Source organism: Pedobacter sp. PACM 27299 (assembly GCF_001412655.1).
Taxonomy (GTDB): domain Bacteria; phylum Bacteroidota; class Bacteroidia; order Sphingobacteriales; family Sphingobacteriaceae; genus Pedobacter.
On the sequence record NZ_CP012996.1, the window covers coordinates 6,038,027 to 6,063,552 of the forward strand.

22 protein-coding genes are annotated in these 25,526 nt (G+C 39.4%); 15 read left to right on the top strand and 7 right to left on the bottom strand.

All coding sequences use genetic code 11. The annotated features are described in order from the left end of the window. Positions 1–75: 75 nt before the first annotated feature. The 3 genes from AQ505_RS25460 to glmS all read left to right on the top strand — a co-directional run bounded on the left by AQ505_RS25460 (position 76) and on the right by glmS (position 4,278). Complete coding sequence (locus AQ505_RS25460) at positions 76–906, top strand: glycogen/starch synthase (protein WP_187665542.1); 831 nt, start codon at positions 76–78, stop codon at positions 904–906. 127 nt (positions 907–1,033) lie between these two features. Then, complete coding sequence (locus AQ505_RS25465; protein WP_231635109.1) at positions 1,034–2,365, top strand: DUF4270 domain-containing protein; 1,332 nt, start codon at positions 1,034–1,036, stop codon at positions 2,363–2,365. A gap of 74 nt (positions 2,366–2,439) precedes the next feature. Next, entirely contained in the window at positions 2,440–4,278 is a 1,839-nt protein-coding gene (gene glmS / locus AQ505_RS25470; protein WP_062550754.1) for a glutamine--fructose-6-phosphate transaminase (isomerizing), read from the top strand. A gap of 74 nt (positions 4,279–4,352) precedes the next feature. On the opposite strand, the gene AQ505_RS25475 is transcribed toward glmS, so the two are convergent. Next, on the bottom strand, positions 4,353–4,781 hold the full coding sequence (locus AQ505_RS25475) for a single-stranded DNA-binding protein (RefSeq protein ID WP_062550755.1): 429 nt from the start codon (positions 4,779–4,781) through the stop codon (positions 4,353–4,355). Between the two features lie 11 nt (positions 4,782–4,792). Continuing rightward, a complete protein-coding gene (mutY, locus tag AQ505_RS25480) occupies positions 4,793–5,845 on the bottom strand; it encodes an A/G-specific adenine glycosylase (protein ID WP_062550756.1) in 1,053 nt (350 codons plus the stop codon). 172 nt (positions 5,846–6,017) lie between these two features. On the opposite strand from mutY, the gene AQ505_RS25485 reads away from it, so the two are divergent. The 6 genes from AQ505_RS25485 to AQ505_RS25510 all read left to right on the top strand — a co-directional run bounded on the left by AQ505_RS25485 (position 6,018) and on the right by AQ505_RS25510 (position 11,959). Further along, positions 6,018–6,320: an HU family DNA-binding protein gene (locus AQ505_RS25485; RefSeq protein WP_062550757.1), complete on the top strand. Its 303-nt coding sequence runs from the start codon at positions 6,018–6,020 to the stop codon at positions 6,318–6,320. A gap of 6 nt (positions 6,321–6,326) precedes the next feature. Then, positions 6,327–7,199: a tetratricopeptide repeat protein gene (locus tag AQ505_RS25490; RefSeq protein WP_062550758.1), complete on the top strand. Its 873-nt coding sequence runs from the start codon at positions 6,327–6,329 to the stop codon at positions 7,197–7,199. Between the two features lie 250 nt (positions 7,200–7,449). Next, the gene (locus AQ505_RS25495) at positions 7,450–9,000 is read left to right on the top strand and encodes an Rne/Rng family ribonuclease (protein WP_062550759.1); all 1,551 of its coding nucleotides are present in this window, start codon (positions 7,450–7,452) and stop codon (positions 8,998–9,000) included. A 125-nt stretch (positions 9,001–9,125) separates the two neighbouring features. Then, positions 9,126–10,502, top strand: a complete 1,377-nt coding sequence (gene radA, locus AQ505_RS25500; protein WP_062550760.1) for a DNA repair protein RadA — start codon at positions 9,126–9,128, stop codon at positions 10,500–10,502. A 366-nt stretch (positions 10,503–10,868) separates the two neighbouring features. Then, the gene (locus AQ505_RS25505) at positions 10,869–11,336 is read left to right on the top strand and encodes a DUF4920 domain-containing protein (RefSeq protein ID WP_082461717.1); all 468 of its coding nucleotides are present in this window, start codon (positions 10,869–10,871) and stop codon (positions 11,334–11,336) included. A gap of 59 nt (positions 11,337–11,395) precedes the next feature. Continuing rightward, on the top strand, positions 11,396–11,959 hold the full coding sequence (locus AQ505_RS25510) for a LemA family protein (RefSeq protein WP_062550762.1): 564 nt from the start codon (positions 11,396–11,398) through the stop codon (positions 11,957–11,959). A 274-nt stretch (positions 11,960–12,233) separates the two neighbouring features. Here AQ505_RS25510 and carB read toward each other — a convergent pair whose 3' ends face one another. After that, positions 12,234–15,050, bottom strand: a complete 2,817-nt coding sequence (carB, locus tag AQ505_RS25515; protein ID WP_062550763.1) for a carbamoyl-phosphate synthase large subunit — start codon at positions 15,048–15,050, stop codon at positions 12,234–12,236. A 233-nt stretch (positions 15,051–15,283) separates the two neighbouring features. Continuing rightward, on the bottom strand, positions 15,284–15,601 hold the full coding sequence (locus AQ505_RS25520; protein ID WP_062550764.1) for a carboxypeptidase regulatory-like domain-containing protein: 318 nt from the start codon (positions 15,599–15,601) through the stop codon (positions 15,284–15,286). A gap of 305 nt (positions 15,602–15,906) precedes the next feature. On the opposite strand from AQ505_RS25520, the gene AQ505_RS25525 reads away from it, so the two are divergent. The 6 genes from AQ505_RS25525 (at position 15,907) to AQ505_RS25550 (ending at position 22,337) form a co-directional block, all read left to right on the top strand. Continuing rightward, positions 15,907–16,431 carry a hypothetical protein gene (locus tag AQ505_RS25525; RefSeq protein WP_157262563.1) on the top strand — a complete coding sequence of 175 codons (525 nt, stop codon included), beginning with the start codon at positions 15,907–15,909 and terminating at the stop codon, positions 16,429–16,431. Between the two features lie 57 nt (positions 16,432–16,488). Then, the gene (pnuC, locus tag AQ505_RS25530) at positions 16,489–17,109 is read left to right on the top strand and encodes a nicotinamide riboside transporter PnuC (RefSeq protein WP_062550766.1); all 621 of its coding nucleotides are present in this window, start codon (positions 16,489–16,491) and stop codon (positions 17,107–17,109) included. Beyond that, the gene (locus AQ505_RS25535; RefSeq protein WP_062550767.1) at positions 17,093–17,623 is read left to right on the top strand and encodes an AAA family ATPase; all 531 of its coding nucleotides are present in this window, start codon (positions 17,093–17,095) and stop codon (positions 17,621–17,623) included. Before pnuC ends, AQ505_RS25535 begins: the two co-directional genes overlap by 17 nt. A 292-nt stretch (positions 17,624–17,915) precedes the next feature. Continuing rightward, a complete protein-coding gene (locus AQ505_RS25540; RefSeq protein ID WP_062550768.1) occupies positions 17,916–20,357 on the top strand; it encodes a TonB-dependent receptor in 2,442 nt (813 codons plus the stop codon). 6 nt (positions 20,358–20,363) lie between these two features. After that, positions 20,364–20,996 carry a thiamine phosphate synthase gene (locus AQ505_RS25545; protein WP_062550769.1) on the top strand — a complete coding sequence of 211 codons (633 nt, stop codon included), beginning with the start codon at positions 20,364–20,366 and terminating at the stop codon, positions 20,994–20,996. Between the two features lie 66 nt (positions 20,997–21,062). Then, on the top strand, positions 21,063–22,337 hold the full coding sequence (locus AQ505_RS25550) for an MFS transporter (protein ID WP_157262565.1): 1,275 nt from the start codon (positions 21,063–21,065) through the stop codon (positions 22,335–22,337). Positions 22,338–22,355: 18 nt separating this feature from the next. Here the strand turns inward: AQ505_RS25550 and AQ505_RS25555 are convergent, their stop codons facing one another. From AQ505_RS25555 to pyrH, 3 genes are all read right to left on the bottom strand, one after another. Further along, positions 22,356–24,104, bottom strand: a complete 1,749-nt coding sequence (locus AQ505_RS25555; RefSeq protein WP_062551223.1) for an ABC transporter ATP-binding protein — start codon at positions 24,102–24,104, stop codon at positions 22,356–22,358. Positions 24,105–24,190: 86 nt separating this feature from the next. Further along, positions 24,191–24,754: a ribosome recycling factor gene (frr, locus tag AQ505_RS25560; RefSeq protein WP_062550770.1), complete on the bottom strand. Its 564-nt coding sequence runs from the start codon at positions 24,752–24,754 to the stop codon at positions 24,191–24,193. Between the two features lie 40 nt (positions 24,755–24,794). Then, on the bottom strand, positions 24,795–25,502 hold the full coding sequence (gene pyrH / locus AQ505_RS25565) for a UMP kinase (RefSeq protein ID WP_062550771.1): 708 nt from the start codon (positions 25,500–25,502) through the stop codon (positions 24,795–24,797). Positions 25,503–25,526 lie beyond the last annotated feature (24 nt).

The following is a 25,526-nucleotide window of genomic DNA, read 5'->3' on the forward strand; positions in this document are numbered from 1 at the left end:
TGATAAATGTTATTATTTTGCTTACCTTTGCCCCTTGATAATCTTTTCTTTAACATAATTATTTATTTACAGAATATGGAGATGGCCAAAACGAAGCTACTGATTGTTACACACGAGATGTCGCCTTTCCTTGAACTCACTAAAATTTCAGAAATTACCCGTCAACTACCACAGGCGATGCAAGATAAAGGATTTGAGATCCGTATTTTGATGCCTAGATTCGGGAATATTAATGAAAGAAGGAACAGATTGCACGAAGTGATACGTCTTTCAGGAATGAACATTATCATCGATGATAATGACAACCCTTTAATTATTAAAGTTGCCTCTATTCCAGCTGCTCGTATGCAGGTTTACTTCCTGGATAACGAAGATTATTTCCAACGCAAATACGTTTTTAGAGACAAAGAAGAAAAATTCTATGCGGACAATGATGAGAGAACGATCTTCTTTTGCAAAGGTGCACTGGAGACGGTTAAGAAACTAGGATGGGCTCCGGATATCGTACATTGCCACGGCTGGATGACTTCTTTAGTTCCCGCTTACATCAAAACTTCGTATAAGAATGATCCTACTTTCAAAAACGCGAAAGTGGTATATTCAATCTATGAGAACTGCTTTACAGAGAAGCTTCATGTTGACCTTCACAAAAAGGCTGTCATGAATGCGATGACACTTGAGGACACAAAAATGTTTGAAAATGCCGACTGTAATACCTTGCATATCGGTGCGATTACTTACTCAGATGCTGTAGTTTTAGCACATGATAAAATCGATGCTGATGTGTTAAAATTTGTTAAAGATTCTAATAAACCAACTTTAGCCTTTAATTTAACCGAGGATTTCGAAAACTTCTACTCTTTATATGAAGAGATTTCGGATGAAGAATTGGTTTCTATAGCATAAACTCAGGTATTATTAATTTAAATATGAAATTTACAAAACAAGACTTATTAACCATGTTGATAGGTCTTTTTCTTTTTCTTCGTGTAAAGATAACAACACGATTGGCCTTGCTCCAGATGGCGATGCCATTTCCGGAGATTTATACGATAATACAACGCTTACCTCCCGCACTCAGCGTGAAGACCCGGTTGCTGCCAGTGCACTAGCCAGGTTTCCAATTGGTTTGATGGTTGATCCTGTGTTTGGAACCTCTGAAGCTGGAGTTGCGATGACGGTAAATATCCCTTCGGTAGGTTACCGCTTTGGAAATAACCCAGTTGTCGATTCCGCAGTATTGGTATTGCCATACTCCACTCAGTTTTACGGTGACTCTACCGCAAAGTATGATTTCGCGGTAAAACAATTGACCGTAGACATGTCATTAGAGACTAGCTATTTAAGTAGTAAAGAATGGTTCAAGAACACAAGTGACGTTTTAGGTACAAATCTGGACCACCAGCAGCGCCCAACTACCAGCTTTAAAGTAACCAACATTGTAACCGGCAAACCGGATACAGCAGCAACGGTTGCTCCTCAGCTTAGAATTCGCCTGAATCCAACCATGATTCAGAATAGAATTGTAAAACTGGACACCAATGTTTACGCTAGAAACGACCTGTTTACCAGTAAGTTTAACGGCCTTTATGTGAATGTCACCAGAGCAACAGGTGTTGGTGCAATGGCATTTTTCAATTTTGATCAGATAACGGATGTAAATAATGGTGCAAAACTACAGATCTATTACCGCAAAGATGGAACGAGCCCATTAACGTTTGATACGGTTTCTGTAATTTTCCCGATCGATAAAACGACTTCCCCAGTGAGTGCTTATGTGAAGCATACTTATACTGCTGATATCAATACACAATTAAACGACCCTTCTGCTACGCAATATCCAAAAACTTATATACAAGGCTTAACAGGCTTAAGAAATAAGATCGGTTTTGATTTTAGCGAATTTAAGACCCTGACTGCCGGGTCGAAAGTATCGGTTAACAAAGCAGAACTGGTGATTGACCTAAGCCCTGAAGATGATGTTTATTTTAAACCTGCACCAAGATTGAGACTGTACAGATATGATGCCGCAGGCTTAGTAACTAACCTTCCAGACAATGACCGTGCGGTAACTGGTGTAACTGCCGGAGATCCAAGAGCACTTCCAGCACAGGAATTATTTGGCGGATACTTTGATTCTGTCAACAGAAGATACATTTTCAGTATTACTGCCTATGTTCAGGATTTAATAGATGGAAAAAAACAGGACTATGGTACATTTATAGCACCAACGCCAAGTACAGAATTCACCTTAAGTCCTTGGGCCGCCTCTGCGGAACGTTCCATTTTACTGGCACCAGTAAAAAATGCCCCAGCCGGAACAAAACGTATGAAGTTGAACATCTTTTATACAAAAGTGAGATAATTTAATCCCAACCATATTCTAATCCCCGAGATTCATTAATTTCGGGGGATTTATTTTTTTAAAACATTTTTTCTATGTGTGGAATAGTTGGTTATATTGGTCATCGGGAAGCTTGGCCAATCGTCCTCAAAGGACTGAAAAGATTAGAATACCGGGGTTACGATAGTGCAGGAATTGCATTGTTGAACGATACCGGCTTAAATATTTATAAAAAAGCAGGAAAAGTTCAGGAACTAGAGAATTTTTCTGTAGGAAAAGACCTTTCCGGAACAATCGGGATTGGACATACCAGGTGGGCAACCCATGGTGCACCATCTGACCGAAATTCTCATCCGCATACTTCTAACAGCGGCAAATTGTCCATCATCCACAACGGAATCATAGAAAACTATGCTACGCTAAAGGAAGAACTGATCAACCGTGGTCATGAGTTTAAAAGTGATACGGATACAGAAGTACTGGTTCATTTGGTCGAAGAGATCTATAAGAATGAAAACACAGATCTTTATGAAGCGGTTAGACTGGCCTTGAATGAGGTAACGGGTGCCTATGCCATTGTGTTAATGGATGAGGATCAGCCAGAACAGCTGATTGCGGCAAGAAAAGGAAGTCCTTTGGTCATCGGTGTAGGTACAGGTGAGTATTTTATTGCTTCGGATGCGACTCCGATCATTGAGTATACTAAAAACGTGATTTACCTGAACGATAATGAGGTAGCACTGATAAAACGCGACGAGTTATTGATCAAAAGGTTGGACAATGTGGTTCAAACACCATATATCCAGGCCCTGGAATTGAAACTGGAAATGCTGGAAAAAGGCGGATATGAGCATTTCATGCTAAAAGAAATCTTTGAACAGTCCCGTTCTATCCGTGATTGTATGCGTGGCAGGATCTATCCTAATGAGGGAATCGTGCAGCTCGGCGGAATTAAAGAATATGCTGATAAACTGAAAAATATTGATCGTATTATCATCGTTGCCTGTGGTACTTCATGGCATGCCGGTTTGGTGGCGGAATACCTGATCGAAGAATATGCAAGAATTCCTGTGGAAGTAGAATATGCTTCTGAATTCAGGTATAGAAATCCGATTATCACCGAAAAAGACATCGTGATTGCGATTTCTCAATCCGGAGAAACGGCAGATACCATGGCAGCTATTGAAATGGCCAAAGAAAGAGGTGCTACTATTTTTGGAGTTTGTAACGTAGTCGGTTCTTCTATCCCAAGATTAACGCATGCAGGAGTTTATACACATGCCGGACCAGAAATCGGGGTAGCTTCTACCAAAGCATTTACCGCTCAGGTAACGGTGTTGACGCTAATGGCCTTCTATATGGCGCAGCAAAAAGGCACCATTACTAAATCTAAACTAGTAGAACTATTAACAGAATTGGATTCTATCCCAGATAAGATTCAAAAAGCATTAGAATCTAACGATTTGATCCAAGAAATTGCAGCAAAATTCAAAGATTCAAGAAACTGTCTATTCCTTGGAAGAGGCAGCGGATTCCCCGTTGCACTAGAAGGCGCTTTAAAGCTCAAGGAGATCTCTTATATCCATGCGGAAGGCTATCCAGCCGCCGAGATGAAACACGGCCCTATCGCCTTAATTGACGAGGAAATGCCAGTAGTCGTGATTGCAACGAAAAACTCTTCTTATGAGAAGGTAATCAGCAATATTCAGGAGGTGAAAGCAAGAAAAGGAATTGTGTTGGCAATTGTAACCGAAGGAGACACAGAAGTAAGGAAAATGGCAGATTACTGCATCGAGATTCCGGATTCAAGTGAGGCTTTCTTACCATTATTAGCTACGATACCTTTGCAGTTATTGTCGTATCATATTGCATTAATGCGCGGCTGTAACGTTGATCAGCCAAGAAACCTGGCGAAATCCGTTACGGTGGAGTAAGTATTTATTGATACTGAAAACGTGGATATAAAAAAACGGATTGGAATTCTTCCAACCCGTTTTTTTATGCTGATTTAAAAAGGTAAATCTCCTGAAACCTCTGTTGGATCCAGGTACTCTGTTTCACTTTTTGGCGTCGTATTTTCAGTGGTTACCGGTGTATGCTCAAAATCACTTTTTCTACCTAAGATGGTAAAATTTTCAGCGACAACTTCGGTTACATATTTTTTTACTTTTTCACGATCTTCGAAAGAACGGGTACGCAGCTTTCCTTCAATATAGACCAATTTCCCTTTCTGCAAATATTTGGAGGCCACTTCTGCCAGGCCTCTCCATAAAACAATGTTATGCCATTCCGTCTGCTCAATGCGCTTACCATCTTTGTTATAGGTCTCTGATGTTGCCAATGGAAAACTAGCTACAGTTACCCCTCCTTCTAAATGTCTAACTTCAGGATCTTTGCCTAAATGTCCGACTAAAATAACTTTGTTAATACCTGACATGGAATCTATTTTTACTGTTTAATTGAATTGGAATTCATAAAATTTGCAATTACTTTAGGTTGAGGCAGCTCCTCAAATTCTGCCAGGGATACCCATTTTATTTCTGCATCCTTCTTAAAGTTAATGATATAATTGTCTAAAACAAAAAATTGAACATATATAGTTTGGTGTGTCAGTAAATGTTTTTGCTGGGTTATTGGACTGATCAGACAGTCGGACCCAAAGTTATTTTTTAATTCTGACAGAAAACTTTCATGGGTTTCCAGGTAATTTTTTTCCGTTTCTATTAATGGGAAATCGTACAATTCCTGCCATACATCACCAGCAATCCGTTTTTTTACCAGCAGGTTTTCTCCATCCTGACACACAAAATAATTGAAATAACGAGTACGCTTTTTCAGTTTTTTCAGTTTCAAAGGAAGTACATTGACCCGGTCATTTGCCCTGGCATAGCAGCTAGACTGAACCGGACAACTTACGCAATCCGGAGATTTCGGCTTGCATTGCAGCGCACCAAATTCCATGATGGCCTGGTTGTAAATGGAAGGGTTCTGACCTTCGATCAAGGCATTGGCCAGGGCTGTAAATTCCTTCTTTCCCTCGGTACTGTTGATGGCTGTTTCTATGCCAAAATACCGGGACAATACGCGAAAAACATTCCCATCCAAAACGGCTCTGGATTCGTTGGCCGAAAAAGAGGAAATAGCTGCTGCGGTATATTCACCGACCCCTTTCAGCTGCACCAGTTCCTCATATTTTTGCGGAAAAACACCACCATAATTCTCCTGGATCTGCCTGGCAGTAAACAGCATATTTCTGCCTCTGGAATAATAGCCTAAACCTTGCCATAATTTAAGGATCTGAGCCTCTGTGGCATTCGCAAAATCATCGACGGTAGGATAGTTTTGCAAAAACCGCTGAAAATAAGGGAGGCCTTGTTCCACACGGGTTTGCTGCAAAATAATTTCAGACAGCCAGATCACATAAGCGTCGGTAGTGTCTCTCCAGGGAAGCTCCCTTTTATTGATGGAATACCATTTAACGATTTCTCTCTGAAAACTCATAAGCGCAAAAATACGCGGTAAATATTTATTTTTACTAAAACTTGCAATTCGGTGATATTCTTGGCGACAAATAAATCATCTTTTATTTTCCTATCTCATTAAAAAGCAATACTTTTGCAACCCCAAAACACTTATAAAGTATATAACACACTATAAATTAATAACAGAGAATATGACTAAGGCAGATATTATTTCAGAAATATCAACGAAAACAGGAATTGAAAAGGTAGATGTACAAGAAACCGTTGAGGCATTTTTCAAGGTCATCAAAAACAGCATGATTGGTGGAGAAAATGTATATGTTAGGGGTTTTGGTAGTTTTGTTGTTAAAAAAAGAGCACAAAAAACTGCAAGGAATATTTCTAAAAACACTGCAATTATTATCCCGGAACACTTCGTTCCAAGCTTTAAACCAGCAAAAGTATTTGTTGATAAAGTGAAAAATAATTCAAAAATAGTTAGCGTAGAAGCTTAATTCATTATGATAAAGAATATCCGAACTAAACAAGCCATATTGATAGGAGCAGTTGTACTGCTTGTAGCGTTTTTGTTTACACGGGATATTAAAGGGTTGGTAAAGCCAAAGGAAGAAACCAGCAGTATGCCTGCAGGTGGCCCGATGAGCACGCAAACTCCAGCAGCAGCAGAAATCAACCTTAAGGAGGTTTCGACTGTCGCTAAAAACACCATCAATGCAAGTTTAGCCGCTGAAATCGTCACCCTTGAAAATGCGTATAATAGCGCTTCCGAAGACAAAAAAGCTGCAGAAGCAAAATTATTAGCAAAGAAATGGGATGATTTAGAGCAAACAGTTCCAAGTGCATTATATTTGGAAATTGTAGCCAGTAAAGAACCTACATTGAACAATTGGTTGACTGCCGGAGATACGTTTATGAAGGCATTTGACAACACCCGTGATAGTGTATTATTACCTGCATTATTGCAAAAAGCGAATCTCGCTTATACGAATGCAGTGAAAATAGACTCGACCAGCAATGATGCTAAAACAGGCCTTGGAATTACCATTGTTAACGGAATGGGTGCCCCAATGGCAGGGATAGCAATGTTAATGGACGTTGTAAAGAAAGATCCAAAGAACTTAAAAGCAAATATGAGCTTAGGGACTTTCGCTATGAAATCGGGACAATTTGATAAAGCAATAACCAGGTTCCAAAACATTATTGCCATGAAGCCCTCTCCAGATGCTTATTTCTATTTGGGAACGGCCTATGAAAACCTTGGAAAAAACACGGAAGCTATTGAAGCTTACGAAAAGAGTAAAAAATTAGCTGCAAACGCGACCTTGTCGAAGTTTATCGATGATAAAGTGGATGCGTTAAAGAATAAAAAATAATAAACAGATTTACGAAAATATTTAAAACCCAAAAATTATGCCAAGCGGTAAGAAAAGAAAGAGACATAAAATGGCTACTCACAAACGCAAAAAACGTTTAAGAAAAAACAGACATAAGAAAAAATAGGTTTTCTTAATGTTTTGCTCAACAACTAAGGCTAGGATTTGATCGTAGCCTTAATTGTTGGTAGCAATATTTTTTTTATTGTCCATGTGTTAATAAGGCAAATAGCCTTAAAATCTGTAGCTTTTGGTAAAGGAACTCATTATAGATTCATCTCCCTCGGGAGTAACCATAGCTTTAGTTGAAGACAAACAGCTTGTAGAACTTCATAAGGAACACATCAATAACAATTACGCTGTAGGCGATATATATTTGGGCCGCATAAAGAAAATTATGCCTGGTCTGAATGCTGCGTTCGTTGATGTGGGTTACGAAAAAGATGCTTTTTTGCATTATTTCGACCTTGGTCCACAAGTACAATCTTTAATTAAGCTTACTAAAATCAAGCGTAATGGCTCTGTTAGCGGAACTTTATTAGATAATTTCAAGCTAGAAGGAGACATTAACAAAGCTGGGAAGATCTCTGAAGTGGTCAGCAAGAATCTTGTCTTACCAGTTCAAATCGCCAAAGAACCTATTTCAACAAAGGGGCCACGTTTAAGTTCAGACTTATCTATAGCAGGACGCTATATTGTGCTGGTTCCCTTCTCTAATGTCATCTCGATTTCCAAAAAGATTAAAAGCAATACGGAACGTAATCGTTTAAAAAAGATTATCGAAAGTATCAAGCCTAAGAACTTTGGAGTGATTATTAGAACGGTTTCTGAGGGTAAAGGCGTTGCCGAACTTCAAAAAGACCTTTTGGACTCTGTTACAAAGTGGGAAAACTTCATCAAGAAGTTACCTGATGCAGAGCCTTCAAAACGTGTTTGGGGAGAGATGGACCGTACTTCCACGCTTATCCGTGACATTTTAAGTACCGACTTTACTAACGTTTATGTGAACGATAGTAATTTGTTCGAAGACATTCGTTCTTATGTGCATGAAATCTCTCCTGAGATGGAGAAGATCGTGAAGATCTACAAGCATAAAGAACCGATATTTGAACATTTCGGTATTGAAAAGCAAATTAAAAATGCTTTCGGAAAAACAGTAAACCTGGCCGGTGGTGCCTACTTAGTGGTAGAACATACCGAAGCATTGCATGTGGTTGACGTGAATAGCGGAAACAGAACAGCAAGCAAAGAAAATCAGGAAGAAAATGCCCTTCAGGTAAATAAAGAAGCGGCGAAAGAAATTGCGAGACAATTGCGCTTACGTGATATGGGTGGCATTGTAGTGATCGATTTTATCGATATGCACAAGCCTGCAAACCGTAAGATGTTATTTGATTATCTGAAGGAACTGATGCTCCTGGATCGTGCGAAACATACCATATTGCCTCCAAGCAAGTTTGGTCTTGTTCAAATCACACGTCAGCGCGTTAGACCGGAAATGAACATCGTAACCAGTGAAAAATGCCCAACCTGTGACGGTACGGGTGAAATTAAGGCAAGTATTGTATTGATGGATGACATCGAGAACAATCTGACCTATATTTTGCAGGAGCAAAACGAAAAAAATATTACACTTTGTGTACACCCTTATATTGAGGCTTACATCAAAAAAGGGTTCATATCTCTACAATGGAAATGGTTCTTTAAATTTGGACAAAGAATCAAAATCAAGGCGGTTCCTTCTTATAACCTCACTGAATTCCATTTTATTTCGTCTAAAGACGAAGAGATTAAATTATAATCACGGTTAAATTTCTTTAAACAGGCCTGCTCCTTACGGAACAGGCCTGTTTCCTTTTAAAGGTTTTTTTAATCCGTGTTTAGCGCGAATTATCTTAAATTTACAGCACATTAAAAATCAATCAATTGGCTAAAACTAAATCAGCATATTTTTGTCAGAATTGCGGGCATGAAGCAGCAAAATGGCTTGGAAAATGTCCTTCCTGTAATGAATGGAACACTTTTGTAGAAGAAGTGATCGAAAAGGCAGGTTCAAAAGTACCGGCCTGGAAAACTTCTACAACGGGCACAAGAGTTAATAAGCCGAATAAAGTTGACCACATCATCTCTATCACTGAGGATCGGATTTTAACCGGTGACCTGGAGCTGGATCGGGTACTGGGTGGTGGCCTGGTAGCTGGTTCCGTAATTTTGATCGGCGGCGAACCCGGCATTGGAAAGTCAACATTGATGCTGCAGCTGGCTTTAAACATCCCTGGCAAAAAGATTTTATATATCTCCGGAGAAGAAAGTGAACAGCAGATAAAAATGAGGGCAGAAAGGATCACCTCCAACCCTACTTCAGATTGCTATATCCTGACAGAAACTTCTACTCAAAATATTTTCAAACAGATTGAAGAACTGGCCCCGGATCTACTGATTGTAGATTCGATTCAGACGCTTCATTCCGCTCATATTGATGCCACACCTGGCAGTGTTTCACAGGTCCGTGAATGTACTTCGGAGTTATTGAGGTTCGCCAAAGAAACGGATACACCGGTGTTTTTAATTGGCCACATCACCAAAGACGGTGCTATTGCAGGTCCGAAAATTCTGGAACACATGGTAGACACGGTATTGCAGTTTGAAGGTGACCGGAATCATGTTTACCGGATTTTACGTTCAATTAAAAACCGTTTTGGAGCTGCTGCAGAACTTGGAATCTATGCGATGCACAGTACAGGATTAAGGCAAGTTTCCAATCCTTCAGAGATTTTATTGTCGCAGAGGGATGAAGAGATGAGTGGAATTGCGATTTCAGCCACCTTAGAAGGTGCCAGACCGATGTTAATAGAAACACAGGCTTTAGTGAGTGCTGCTGCCTACGGAACGCCTCAGCGATCTTCTAATGGCTTCGATACCAAAAGAATGAATATGCTCCTGGCGGTACTGGAAAAAAGATGCGGATTCAGACTGAGCACCAGGGATGTATTTTTGAACATCGCTGGCGGGATTAAAGTGGAAGATCCGGCCATCGATTTAGCCATTTTAGTGGCTATCATCTCTTCTCATGAAGACATCTTTATTTCTTCAAAGATCTGTTTTGCAGCTGAGGTTGGTCTTTCCGGCGAGATCAGAGCAGTGAATCGGATTGAACAGCGGATTTCAGAAGCGGAAAAGCTGGGTTTTGAAAGAATTTTCATTTCTAGTTATAATATGAAAGGCCTGATCACAGAAAGGTATAAAATTGAACTGACACCAGTTAGCAAAATCGAAGACGTTTTCTCTTTGTTATTTGGATAATGAAAAAGCAAGAAAATTAACAAGTAAGGAGATATTTCCCCAAATTGAGGAAACCAGTAATACTTTTTCTACACATTGGGGATATTATTCTACGTTATAGATTCGTTACACTAATGCCGTTTGTCTGAAAACACGCTGATTATCAGCGAATTAATTATATGGTACAGGATTTTTAAAAATCGGCCTATAAGTTGTCTAATATATAGTGTTAATCATTTATGATTTAACAACAATAGGGATGATTATCCTCGTTATCTATCGATAACGAGGATTTTTTGTTTTATAGCCCTTCCTTTCCTACTATTTCCAGGAAATTTGATATTTTTATGCTAATCAAAAGAATTTCAATCTTTTAACCCTAATCTCATGAAAAAAATACTATTAAGTCTTTGCTTGTCTGCATTTAGCATTTGTGCAATGGCGCAAGACAATACACCACTTCAAGGAAAATCTTTTGGAACTGGTGTTACTTCAGGCAATCTAATTCCTGCTGCTAAAATGGAATCCACTATGGGCGATGAAAAGACGGTAGACATGAAGATTACCGGTCAAGTAGTAGAGGTTTGTCAGAAGAAAGGCTGCTGGATGACCTTAAAAATGCCTTCTGGTGAAGCAATGCGTGTTACATTTAAGGACTATGCGTTTTTTATGCCAATGGATATAGTGGGGAAAAAAGTAGCGCTGGACGGTCTTGCGAAAAAGCAAATCATCTCTGCAGAAACCTTACGTCATTACGCAGAAGATGCACATAAACCAGCATCGGAAATCGCAAAAATTATAGCACCTAAAAAGGAATTGGCTTTTGAAGCAAAAGGAGTAACGATTCTGGAATAACCAGATGTTTCCTTTTATTCCCTATCTTCCCTTTCCTTTTAACGCCTTAAACTATTTTTATGATCATTGCCGGCATTATCATACTTGTACTCATACTTGCGTTTATTTGCATTTCCATCTACAATTCCTTAATCGCAAAGAAGAACGAAATTGACAATGCCTTTTCGGCAATTGATGCAATGCTGAAAAAACGGTTCGACCTCCTACCTAACCTTGTAGAAACCGTAAAACAGTATATGCAATATGAAAGCGATCTGCTCACAAGAGTAGTTGCCCTAAGAAACCGCGCCAGCAGTCCGAATTTGAGCAATGATGAGAAGCTAAAGATCGACCAGGAAATGAGCCATGAGCTAAAAGGACTGATCGTCAATGTGGAGAATTATCCGAACCTTAAAGCGGATCAGAGTTTTGCAAACCTACAAACCACCTGGACAGAAAGCGAGGAACAGATTGCTGCCGCCAGAAGAATTTATAACGCTGCAATTACAGATTACAACAATGCCATCATGATGTTTCCAGGCAGCATCTTCGCAGGAATGTTAAATTATACCGAGAAACCAGTACTCTCTATCTCCGAAACGGACCGTAGTAACATAAATGCAAAAGATCTCTTCAATCGCTAATGCACAATTTATCTCATTTAGATTCTAGATTCGGCCACTATAGAGGTGATGCATGATTTAGAGGCGCCAGAATAAACTCAGGTAAGAAAAGAGTAATACAACTTGTAATTTGCCTTATCGCGATTGCTATACCCGGCTTTACGTTCACTATACTTCCCATAATCACTATCGGTGGGGTAAAAATTAACCTGATTTTTTAAAGACACGACACTGTTAAGAGCCCTTCTTAAAAAAATCAGGTTGCATAAAAAAAGTCCCTTTCGGGACTTTCCTATTATTTCGATAAGTACATCGATTTGTCTTTTACTAATTTTCTGAAGTAAGGATCTTCCAGGTCTTTAATAAACCTGATCGCTTCTCCTGTAGACTTCATTTCCGGACCTAGTTCTTTCACTACTTCAGGGAACTTATCAAAAGAGAATACTGGCTCCTTAATTGCGTAACCTTTAAGCTTTCTTTCGATCCTAAAGTCTTTCAGTTTATTTACACCTAACATCACTTTAGCAGCGATATTGATATAAGGAACATCATAAGCTTTCGCGATGAAAGGAACCGTTCTTGAAGCTCTAGGATTCGCTTCGATCACGTAAACTTTCTCGTCTTTAACTGCAAACTGGATATTTAACAATCCGATTACGTTTAATGCTCTCGCAATTTTTTTAGAGTAAGTTTCCATATCGTTCATTACCTTTTCAGATAAGCTGAATGGCGGCAACACTGCGCTGGAATCACCTGAGTGAATACCTGCAGGCTCAATATGCTCCATCAACCCGATGATGTGTACGTCTTCGCCATCACAGATAGAATCCGACTCGGTTTCTTCTGCTCTGTCTAAGAAGTGGTCAATCAATACACGGTTTCCAGGAAGATCACCTAGTAGTTTAACTACTGCTTTCTCCAGGTCTTCGTCGTTGATGACGATGCTCATTCCTTGTCCACCCAATACATAACTTGGTCTAACCAATACCGGGTATCCTACTTCATTCGCAACAACAATCGCCTCTTCTGCGTTTTCAGCAACACCGTATCTTGGATAAGGAATCTCTAATTCTTTTAACAAGTCTGAGAAACGACCTCTATCTTCTGCAACATCCATGTCATTGTAAGATGTACCGATGATTTTAATTCCGTTCTGCTCTAGCTTCTCTGCCATTTTCAAAGCAGTTTGTCCACCCAATTGAACGATTACACCTACTGGTTTCTCTAATTCAATGATTTCACGAACATGTTCCCAGAATACTGGCTCAAAGTATAATTTATCAGCCATGTTGAAATCTGTAGAAACAGTTTCCGGATTACAGTTGATCATGATTGCTTCAAAACCGCTTTCTTTAGCAGCAAGCAGACCATGTACGCAAGAGTAATCAAATTCAATCCCCTGGCCGATACGGTTAGGACCTGAACCTAATACAATTACTTTATTTTTATCTGTTGGAATGGATTCGTTTTCCTCTTCAAATGTTGAGTAGTAATATGGTGTTTGCGCTGCAAATTCTGCGGCACAGGTATCTACCATTTTATACACACGTTTGATGCCCAGAGATTTTCTTCTGTCATACACCTCATCTTCCGTTACGTTACCTAGCAGGTAAGCGATCTGGACATCAGAGAACCCTTTTTGTTTCAGGTTGAAGAAGAAATCTTTAGGAATGTTATTCAGAGAGTATCTTTTCAATTCAGTTTCAAGGAATACTAATTCCTGAATTTGAGAAAGGAACCATTTATCGATTTTAGTTACCTTACGGATAGACTCCAAAGGAACCCCCATTGACATGGCATCTTTGATTAGGAACAGGCGATTCCAGCTTGGATGCTCCAAACCATGCATGATCTCTTCGATACTTCTGTTATGTTTACCATCTGCACCTAATCCAGCTCTGCCAATTTCTAAACTCTGACAAGCTTTTTGTAAGGCTTCGATGAAAGTACGGCCGATAGCCATTACTTCTCCAACCGACTTCATTTGTAATCCTAGTTCCATGTTGGCTCCTTTGAATTTATCAAAGTTCCAGCGAGGTACTTTCACGATTACATAGTCTAATGTAGGCTCGAAGTAAGCGGATGTTGTTTTTGTAATTTGATTTTCGATCTCGTCTAAGTTATAACCGATGGCTAATTTAGAAGCGATTTTTGCGATCGGATATCCTGTTGCTTTACTTGCCAATGCCGAAGAGCGAGATACCCTTGGGTTGATTTCGATGGCAATAATGTCATCATTATCAGGATTTACAGAGAATTGAACGTTACAGCCTCCAGCGAAAGTACCAATGGCACGCATCATTTTGATGGCCTGGTTACGCATGTCCTGGTAACAACGGTCAGATAAAGTCATTGCTGGTGCTACAGTGATCGAGTCGCCGGTATGGATACCCATTGGATCAAAGTTTTCAATTGAACAGATGATGATTACGTTGTCATTGCTGTCTCTCAGCAATTCCAATTCGTATTCTTTCCATCCGATTACAGCTTTCTCGACCAATACTTCATGTGTTGGAGAAGCTTCTAATCCACGTTGTAAAGCGTGGTCGAACTCTTCTTTTTTGTGCACAAAACCACCGCCTGAACCGCCTAATGTATAAGAAGGACGGATTACTAATGGATAACCGATTTCCTGAGCTGCTTCTTTACCTTCCAGGAAGGAGTTTGCTATTCTGGACGGAGCAACGCCTACACCTATATCAATCATTAATTGACGGAAGGATTCTCTGTTTTCAGTTTTCTCAATCGCGGCAACATCTACCCCGATTACTCTAACACCATATTTTTCCCAAACCCCACGTTCTTCTGCTTCTTTACAAAGGTTCAAAGCGGTTTGTCCACCCATAGTTGGCAAAACTGCATCGATTTTTCTTTCGATCAGGATTTGCTCAATAGAGTCTACCGTTAAAGGCCAAAGGTACACATGGTCCCCAATCACCTTGTCGGTCATGATGGTTGCAGGATTAGAGTTGATGATGGAAACTTCAATCCCCTCTTCCTTTAAGGATAAGGCAGCTTGAGATCCTGAATAATCAAATTCACAGGCTTGACCAATGATAATAGGTCCCGATCCGATAATTAATACTGAGCGTATGGAGGTGTCTTTAGGCATAAGGCTTTAAAAAGTCTAAAGTTAGTATAAGTGAAATTGGTAAAAATTGCATTCTAAAAGACCAGAATAGTCTAGAGATTTTCTCTGCTGTGTGTGGGGAATATCCCGACTCTTCCGTCGGGATGCAAAGTTACGTTTTTGATCCATAAAAATATGCTGTTTTTTAAAAAACAGTTCAAATAAAAAAGGGCCTTTGAAATTCATCTAAAGCCCTTTTAATCATTTACTATAAATTACTGTAGCAATTTAATCTCTCCAACGTCTGTTGTGGCACTATCTACCACCGCAACATTCTCTAAAGAAGTGTCTTTATATGGCGGATTTGCCTTCAGCAAAATAGTGTAAGTTTGAGGTTTAACTTTGCTAAAAACGAAGCTTCCATTGTTAACTGAGGCGCGTAAAGTATCCCTTCCGGAAATGGCGAATACCTGAGTTGCGCCCTCCACAGGATTTACTTTCCCCTGGATGCCGCCTTCCCTGATACTACTGAATGCCAATAAGCCAAATGAAAATCCTGCTGCTACGATAAAATTTAATTTTAGCCTTTTCATTATATTCAATTTTAAGTAAGAATTATAAAGATTCGATGTTTAATGCTTACTACAACTGGCGCAGAAATATGTTTTAATGTAAAGTCCATTTCCAGATTCATCTCTTCTTGTAATAATTTAGTATTTACCTTTATTCCGTTTTTAGTTTAGCCGAATTACCTATAATAGGTTAGCCTGATTTAGATGGCAATGCCGATGTTTCCATCGCGAAACCAACGGTTAAATACATCTGAATGCAATTTGGAACAACATTTGCCGTTCCTATCTGATATATACCATATCAAATGACAACTATGCACAACCCAATGAAAAAATTATTCCCTGTAATAGTGGCCACAATAGTAATGCTTTCCAGCTGCGCCACAGTACAATCTCTAATAAAATCATCTTTTCCATATAATGCAACTGTAGTCATTCCTGCAGGCACAAAAAGTGATACAAACATTTCTACCAGCTCTGCGGCAAGTAGCTTTGATCAGGTTTTTGGAAATCAAAATGGTACAGATTATGTAAAAGAGATCAGAATTGCTTCCGCAAAAATGGAAGCCAGTAATCCTTCCAGCAAAAGTTTAGGAATGTTTAAGTCTGTGAAATTATTTGTAGCTAATGAAAAAGGAGAAGAAGTAATGGTGGCTTCCAGAAATGACGTACAGCAGAATATTGGTACTGGATTGGTTTTAGACATCGACAATTCACGCTTTCTGGACAATTATGTTAAAGGAACGAATTTACGTATCAGAATGGAATATGTTTTAAGAGAAAAAACGACTACAGACGTTAGTGTTCGGGTGTCGTTGAGTTTTAGCACCTCTCCAAAAACCAATAATTAACCGCATTCCTATAAAGCTTTATGTTGCAAATAATTTTAGGATAACTACTTTTGGCTCATGTTACTTCTTGAGTCTTCATTTTTTCAGTTAATTGCTGATCAATTTATTCATACCACCTGGCTGGAATGGCTGGGTGTATTTTCCGGATTTATCTGCATTTACCTGGCTACAAAAGAAAATGTGCTGAGCTGGCCGATTTCAATCATCAGCGTCATCGCTTATGCCTGGGTATTTCTTGATGCGAAGATGTATGGAGATATGGCGCTGCAATTCTATTTCCTTTTTACTGCTTTTTATGGCTGGTATTTTTGGATCAGAAAAAAAGAGGTAAATGATAAACCTGTCACTAATTTGTCTAGAAAAGGCTGGTGGGTCGCAATTGGGTCAATAGTGGTGTTATCTGTTGCATTAGGCTTATTTCTGGACTATTTTACAGATACCAATGTCCCTTACGAAGACGGCTTCTGTACGGCAATGAGTTTTGTTGCACAACTCATGCTCAGCAGAAAAATCCTGCAAAACTGGATATTATGGATTATCGTTGACCTTTGCTATATCCCATTATATATTTACAAGAATCTAAATTTAAGTGCCATATTCTATGCTTTCCTGGTCGCCATTGCCATTAAAGGATATATAGACTGGAGGAAAACTTACCGCCGTGAACAAGCAAATTAAGAAAATCGCCGTCGTTGGCCCCGAAAGCACTGGAAAATCAACTATTGCACAGCAGCTAGCCAAACACTACCAAACCTTATGGGTACCGGAATATGCCCGTTACTATTGTGCAGCATTAACGGAGCCCTGTAATTTACAGGATGAAGTAAATATGTACCATGGGCAAGTCGCACTGGAAGAGTCCATCCTCGCCATAGCTGAAAAAGATCTGATCATTTGTGATACTACTTTTATTACGGTAAAGGTTTGGAGTGATGAGGTTTTTGGCAATACTCCAGAAGTGGTGCTCAAGGCTTTGCAGATACATACCTACGATTTGTACCTGCTAATGGACATTGACTTGCCATGGCAAGAAGATCCTTTGCGTGATTTTCCCCATAAGAGAGAATATTTTATGCAGGTCTGGCATCAGGAACTAAAAAATTTAAGTGCTAATTATATAGTGATCGGTGGCACAGATGAACGCCTAAATAATGCGATTGCAGCCGTAGAATCCTTTCTTAAAGAAGATTAACATTCGCTTATTACTGCTCCATAAAATAGGCTGTAAACAGCATTCCTAGAGATCCATTCTTGAGATTCAATTTTTATCGATACCTTTAGCACATCAAAAAGGGGTGCCTTGTTTTGTAAAAAACACAAAAACAGGCTGAGAGCATACCCATTATATCTACAAACAGATATATGCACCTGATCCGGATAATGCCGGCGGAGGGATTGGAGTTATGGAGTTAACTGGGCTGTAAGTGCCCCTTACTTACAGTGTTTTAACTAAAAAAACAAAAAAATTGAGAAAGTTATTGACCATGGCGCTAGCTATGTTGTTGTTGCCTGTATTAACAAAGGCACAGTTTAGTATTTCAGGAGTTGTGTCCGAAAACAACCAGCAGATATTGCCAGGTGCAACCATCCGCTTAAAAGGAAAATCTTTTGGAGTAACGGCAGATGGACAAGGAAAGTATCAGCTTAAGAACCTTAAAGCGGGAAATTACACCTTAGTCCTGAGCTTTATTGGTTATCAGACCACAGAAAAAAATCTTGAGCTAAAGGCGGATCAGGTGGAAAACATCAGCCTAAAACCTGCTGCTTTTCTTGCAGATGAGGTCATTGTTAATGCTACACGTGCCAACGACAAATCAGCAACCACTTATAAAAACATCAGCAAAGCTGAAATCCAGGAAAACAATTTCGGACAAGACCTGCCATTTATTTTAAACAATACCCCTGGAGTGGTGATCACCTCCGATGCAGGTGCTGGCGTAGGTTACACGGGTATAAAAATCAGAGGTAGTGATGCCAGCAGAATCAATGTTACGATTAATGGTATTCCTTACAATGATAGTGAAAGTCAAGGAATATTCTGGGTTAATATGCCAGATTTTGCCTCTTCTATAGAAAATGTGCAGATCCAACGCGGCGTAGGAACCTCTACAAATGGTGCCGGTGCTTTTGGCGGGAGTTTGAATATCCAAACCACTGCTCCTTCAGAAAGTGCATATGCTGAACTAAACAACACCTATGGTTCGTTCAATACGCTTAAAAATACGGTAAAACTAGGGACAGGTCTTATTGACAATAAATGGAGTTTCGATGGACGCCTTTCCAGAATAAAATCAGATGGTTTTATCGACCGTGCAGCCTCAAATTTGAAGTCCTATTATCTTTCTGGGGCTTATCACGGGAAAAATGAATTGCTTCGCCTGAATGTTTTCTCAGGAACAGAAAAAACTTACCAGGCCTGGGACGGGATTCCTGAAGCCAGGTTAAAAGGTGATGTGCAGGGAATGATAGATTTCAGCGAGCGTCAGGAATTTAATGATGCCCAAAAACAGCACTTATTAAACTCAGGGAACAGAACCTATAACTCCTTTACCTATAAAGATCAAACCGACAATTACGCACAAAATCACTATCAGGCACTTTATGCCAAGCAATTTAATGAACAATTATCTTTCAATGGGGCCTTACATTATACAGATGGAAAAGGTTATTTTGAAGAGTTTAAATTCGATCAAAAGCTGAGTAAATATGGTTTGCCACCAATGAATGCAAATGGTGCCATCCAAGCAAGATCAGATCTGATTCGTCGTCGCTGGCTGGATAATGATTTCTATGGTGCCACTTATGCCTTCACTTATAAGCCACAAGCTAATTTGAATTTCACAATTGGTGGTGCTTACAATGAATACAGAGGAAAACATTTCGGACAAGTGATCTGGGCAAAATATCCTTCTACCAGCAACAATACTGATCATTATTATGATGGTAAAGGAAATAAAGATGATTTCAATACCTATGGTAAAGTGAGCTATAGCCCGGTTGATCAGCTGAGCCTTTTTGCAGACCTACAATACCGAAGTGTAAACTATACCATTTCAGGAAAAGATAAAAACCTTCGGGAGCTTGATTTCAACAATACTTATCACTTTTTCAATCCAAAAATTGGTGCTACTTATTTCTTAAATGAGCAGAGTAACATTTATACGTCCTTCAGTGTGGCAAACAAAGAGCCGAATCGTGATGATTTCACCAATTTGAAAGTAGGTATACCCGCTCCAAAACCAGAACGTATGCATGATTTAGAAGCTGGCTACCGTTACAAAGAAAACAGGTTGAACCTCGGCGTAAATGTCTATGGTATGTTCTATAAAGATCAATTGATTTTCACCGGAGAAATTAATGAATTTGCCGATGCTTACCGTCAGAATGTAGACAAAAGTTACCGCATGGGATTTGAATTAGATGCTTCCTATATCATTAGCGCTCAATTTGCCTTGAATGCCAATGCTGCATTCAGTAAGAATAAAATCCAGAATTATATTAATTATGTAACCCAGTATGAGGATGACAATACAGAAACTCTGATTACTACCAATTACAAGAACACAGACATCTCTTTTTCCCCAAAATCCGTTATTGGAGGAGAACTCGTTTACAAACCATTTAAAGGTTTTGCCGCTGCTTTGCAGAGCAAATTTGTAGGCAAGCAATATCTTGACAATACACAAAATGAAAGCAGAAAATTAGATGCTTATTGGGTAAACAATGCAAGAATCGGTTACGATTTCCAACTTAAAGGAATCAAAAACATCAATATTGGATTATTAGTTAATAATTTCCTCAATGAAAAGTATGAAAGCAATGGTTATACTTATAGCTCTGCTTACCAAGGAAATATCACCACAGAGAACTTTTATTACGCTCAAGCCGGAACTAATTTTTTACTTTCGTTAAATTTCAAATTTTAACTACTTATGAAGAAGTTCATCGAAAAGCTACAGTTTATCACACACGATATCCGCCAGCATAGCCATATTGAACAGGCTAACATCGCCTGCTTTGAGGGTGCAAAATGGATTCAATACCGTTGTCTGACTAAAAATGATGAAGAACTTTTGGAAGATATCAATGCAATTGCAGGAATCTGTGACGATTGGGGAGCAACCCTGATCGTTACAGATCATATTCATCTGAATGGAAAAGCCGATATTCAAGGCTTTCATATAGAAGATATGGATGCTGATTTTGTAAAACTTCGAGAGCAATTGGGAGAAGCGATTACCATTGGTGGCTCTTCCAACACTTTAGAAGGCTTGATCAGGCTGGCAGCAGAAGGTGCAGATTATGCCGGATTCGGACCATTTTATACCACCAGAACCAAACCCAACACCGCGACTTTATTAGGAGTAGAAGGATATGCAAAGGCCATGCAAGTGCTAAAAGCACAAGAAATTAATCTACCCATTCTTGCTGTTGGGGGCGTCACCCTTAGCGATATTGATCCGTTAATTGCAACAGGAATTTTCGGAATTGCCGTTTCTGAAGCCATCAACCAGGCGGATGACATGGGTGCTGCGTATCGCGCATTTTATGACAGTATCATGTAATATTTTTTTAGGCAAGTGTATGTTATTGAATCACCATAACATACATTTGTTTAAAAAAGCCCCTTCTTGGAACCTCAGATACCTACAGAAAAACCAGATCCTTACGCCGCGCTCCGATTCCAGGAGTTTCGATCCTACCTCGGCATGCGTTTCTTTTTTACGTTTGCCTATCAAATGCAGGCGGTCATCATTGGATTTCATATATACCACCTGACCAAAGATCCCTTAGCGCTGGGCTTAGTTGGACTTTGCGAAGCAATTCCAGCCATCGGCATCGCCCTATACGGAGGTTATGTAGCGGATAAATCAGAAAAAAGAGGGTTATTACTAAAAATATTTAGCGGTGTATTCCTGTGTTCATTAATCATGCTGATCGTGACCACTCCCCAAATGCATGCCTACGTACCCGTAGATTATATTGTGCCCATCATGTATTTAATGGTATTTGGAATTGGAATTGCCCGAGGATTTTTTAGTCCGGCAACCTTCTCTTTAATGGCGCAGATTATTCCTAAAAAACTTTATCCTAATTCCAGTACCTGGAACAGCTCCAGCTGGCAGGCAGCTTCTATTTTAGGTCCTGCCGTAGGTGGATTAATTTACGGCTTCTACGGCATTACTGTCACATATTGTGTCATTCTTTCCTTCATCGGTATTGCCCTAATCTGTATATTTTTCTTAAAACCCCATCCTCCTACCTTTGTCCCTAAAGAAAGTATTGTAAAAAGTCTGACTGAGGGTGTTCATTTTGTTTTCAAAAACAAAATGATGTTAGGTGCAATGAGCTTAGACTTATTCTCTGTATTCTTTGGAGGAGCAGTAGCTTTACTTCCCGTATTTGCGAATGATATTTTGAAAGTAGGCTCTGAAGGACTTGGTTTCATGCGTGCTGCTGCTTCCAGTGGCGCAGTAATTACCATGTTAACCATGACCCGTTTCTCTCCAATGAATAAGCCCTGGAGAAATCTACTAATTGCAGTTACAGGATTTGGAATAAGTATTATCTGTTATGGTTTATCAAAAAACTTCTATCTCACCCTCGTGTTTTTATTTATGGAAGGTGCTTTCGACAGCATCAGTGTGATTATCAGATCGACAATCATGCAATTGCTTACTCCTGATGAGATGCGGGGTAGAGTCTCTGCTGTAAATAGCATGTTCATTGGTTCTTCTAATGAGATTGGAGCCTTTGAGTCCGGCATTACCGCAAAGCTCATGAGAACCGTCCCTGCAGTGGTATTCGGAGGAAGTATGACGATTTTGGTTGCTGGAATTACGTATCTGAAGACAAAAGGAATGATGAAGTTAACTTTGCAGGAAATCAACGACCAGCAAAATTAACCCCTATTCCTGGAATACCTAGTATTCTATTCTCTCACCGACCTGCTGTCTCCACATGGCATAGTACAGCCCTGTTTCCGCCAATAAGTCTTCGTGTTTACCCTGTTCAATAATATGTCCGCGTTCCAAAACAAAAATACGGTCTGCATGACGAATAGTCGAAAGCCTGTGGGCGATCAAAATCGTAATATGATTGGTCTGCACAGAAATATCACGGATTGTTGCTGTGATCTCCTCTTCTGTTAAAGAGTCTAAAGAAGAGGTTGCTTCATCAAATACCAGAATATCTGGTCTGCGCAATAATGCTCTTGCAATTGATAACCTTTGTTTTTCTCCACCAGAAACCTTCACTCCACCTTCACCGATTACAGTATCCAAACCTTTATCTGCACGTGCAAGCAAGTTATTGCAAGCAGCTTGTTTCATTACTCGTAAGCAATCTTCATCCGTAGCATCAGGTCTCACAAACTGCAGGTTTTCCCTGATCGTTCCGGAAAACAATTGTGTATCCTGGGTTACAAAACCAATTTTCTCACGTAACATATCAAGATCTATCGCTTTGCTCGAAGTATCATTATACAGAACATCACCTTCTATTGGCTGATAAAGCCCTACTAACAGTTTTACCAATGTGGTTTTTCCAGAGCCTGAAGGCCCAACGAATGCAATGGTCTCCCCATTATGAGTACGGAAATTAATGTCATTCAGCGCATTGTGCTTTCCGGTCAGGTGTCTAAAGTTCACATCTTTAAACTCAAGACTGGTAATTTTATCAAGTTTAACCGGATTTAGTGGTTTCTCATCTATTGGTGTGCTTAGAATTTTCTTGAAGTTTCCAAGAGAAACCTCCGCCTCGCGCCAGGAAAGAATTACATTGCCCAGTTCTTGTAAAGGTCCAAAGAGAAAGAAAGAATAAAACAGGAATGAGAAGTATTGCCCAGCAGAAATTGTATTTTCAAAGATAAGGATCAATAAAACTACCACCATCGTACTACGTACAAAATTGACAGTTGTTCCTTGGACAAAGCTCATACTTCTTACATATTTCACTTTTCTTAGTTCCAGCCCTAAAATTTTATATGTGGTTTTATTTAACCTTTCGATTTCCTGGCTGGCAAGGCCGAGACTTTTCACCAGCTCAATATTCCTCAAAGATTCCGTGGTAGAACCCGCTAATGCGGTTGTTTCTGCAACAATAGTCTTTTGAATAGTTTTAATCTTTCTGCTCAGGTACCAACTGACAAAACTAATGATTGGAATTGCAGAAAAATAGACGAGTGTTACCTTATAACTTACCGTAACCGAGTACACAATAACGAATACCATCCCTATCAAACTCACGAAAAGAATACTGATAAACGCGGTAATAAATTTTTCCGAATCAAGACGAACCTTTTGTAGAATTCCTAATGTTTCCCCACTTCTCTGGTCTTCGAATACCTGATAAGGTAATTCAAGAGAATGCTTCAGTCCATCGGCGTACATACTAGCTCCAACCTTCTGGACGATAATGCTGGTAAAGTAATCCTGGAAATTCTTGGCAATTCTAGACACCATTGCAGCGCCCACACTCAGGCCAACTAGCCCAAGTACTCCCCATACAAATTCGCTTCTTTGCAACACGTCTTTTTTCTGAATGAACTCATCCACTATTCTACCCGTAATATAAGGGTCTAATAAGGAGAATCCAATGTTGATTGCTGCTAGTAAAAGTGCTAGTGCAACCACCCATTTATGAGCACTTAAATATTCAAGTAGTAATTTCATGTAATTAAATCTAGCCAAAAATAAATAAAGGGAATGAAGCATTAGCTCCATTCCCTTTAAATTACAAGTAAATTATAAATCAGGTTTTAAACCGTCATGATATCTTTTTCTTTTGCTTCAGCATGTTTATCCACCTTGATAATATATGCGTCAGTTATTTTTTGCACTTCGCCTTCTCCGGTTTTGATTTCATCATCAGAGACACTTTCACCTTTTAGCTTCTTAATTTTCTCGTTGGCATCTTTACGGATATTACGAATGGTAATTTTTCCGCGTTCTGCTTCTTCTTTTACCTTTTTAACAAGCTCTCTTCTGCGTTCTTCAGTTAGCGGAGGAACTACTAAACGGATTACCACACCATCATTCTGAGGGTTAATTCCAATGTTCGCTTCCATGATGGCACGTTCAATAGGAACTAACATATTTTTTTCCCAAGGCTGAACGAGTAAAGTACGTGCATCTGGCGTATTGATACTTGCTACTTGAGATAAGCCAGTGGCACTACCATAATAATCTACAAATATGCCGTCTAACATTCCTGCAGAAGCTTTTCCCGCACGAATTTTTGTCAATTCAGATTCACAATGGTCAATAGCTTTGTCCATGCTTGCCTGAGCGTCTTGTAGTTGTTTCTTTATGAGGTCATTCATGTTTTGTAAAATTTAACCAAAAATATAAAATTTATTAGAATCAGACCTTAACAAGTGTTCCAATCTCTTCACCCTTGGCAATTTTCATGAAATTACCGGTTTTATTCATATCAAAAACGATAATAGGAAGTTCATTTTCTTCACACAGGGTGAAGGCAGTCATATCCATTACGTTTAAACCTTTATCATAAACTTCTTTGAAAGAAATTTTTTCATATTTTGTTGCTGTAGGGTCTTTCTCAGGATCTGCAGTGTAAATTCCATCTACACGTGTTCCTTTAAGTACTACATCCGCTTTAATTTCAATTGCTCTTAAAGCAGCCGCAGAATCAGTTGTGAAATAAGGATTACCAGTACCAGCACCAAAAATCACCACACGGCCTTTTTCAAGGTGACGTACCGCTCTTCTACGAATAAATGGTTCACAGATTTGCTCCATTTTAATTGCAGTCAGCAAACGTGTTTTTAAACCCACTTTTTCCAGGGCATCTTGTAGTGCCATACTGTTGATTACGGTCGCTAACATTCCCATATAATCAGCCTGTGCACGATCCATACCCGACTTTTCGGCGCTTAAACCTCTAAAAATATTCCCACCTCCAATAACTATTGCTATTTCAAGGCCTTCATCATGTACCGCTTTAATGTCTTCAGCGTACTGTCTAACACGCTCATTATCAATACCATATTGTTTATCGCCCATCAGCGACTCGCCACTTAATTTCAGCAGAATCCGTTTATACTTCATGAGTCCAAAAATAACTATTTGTTT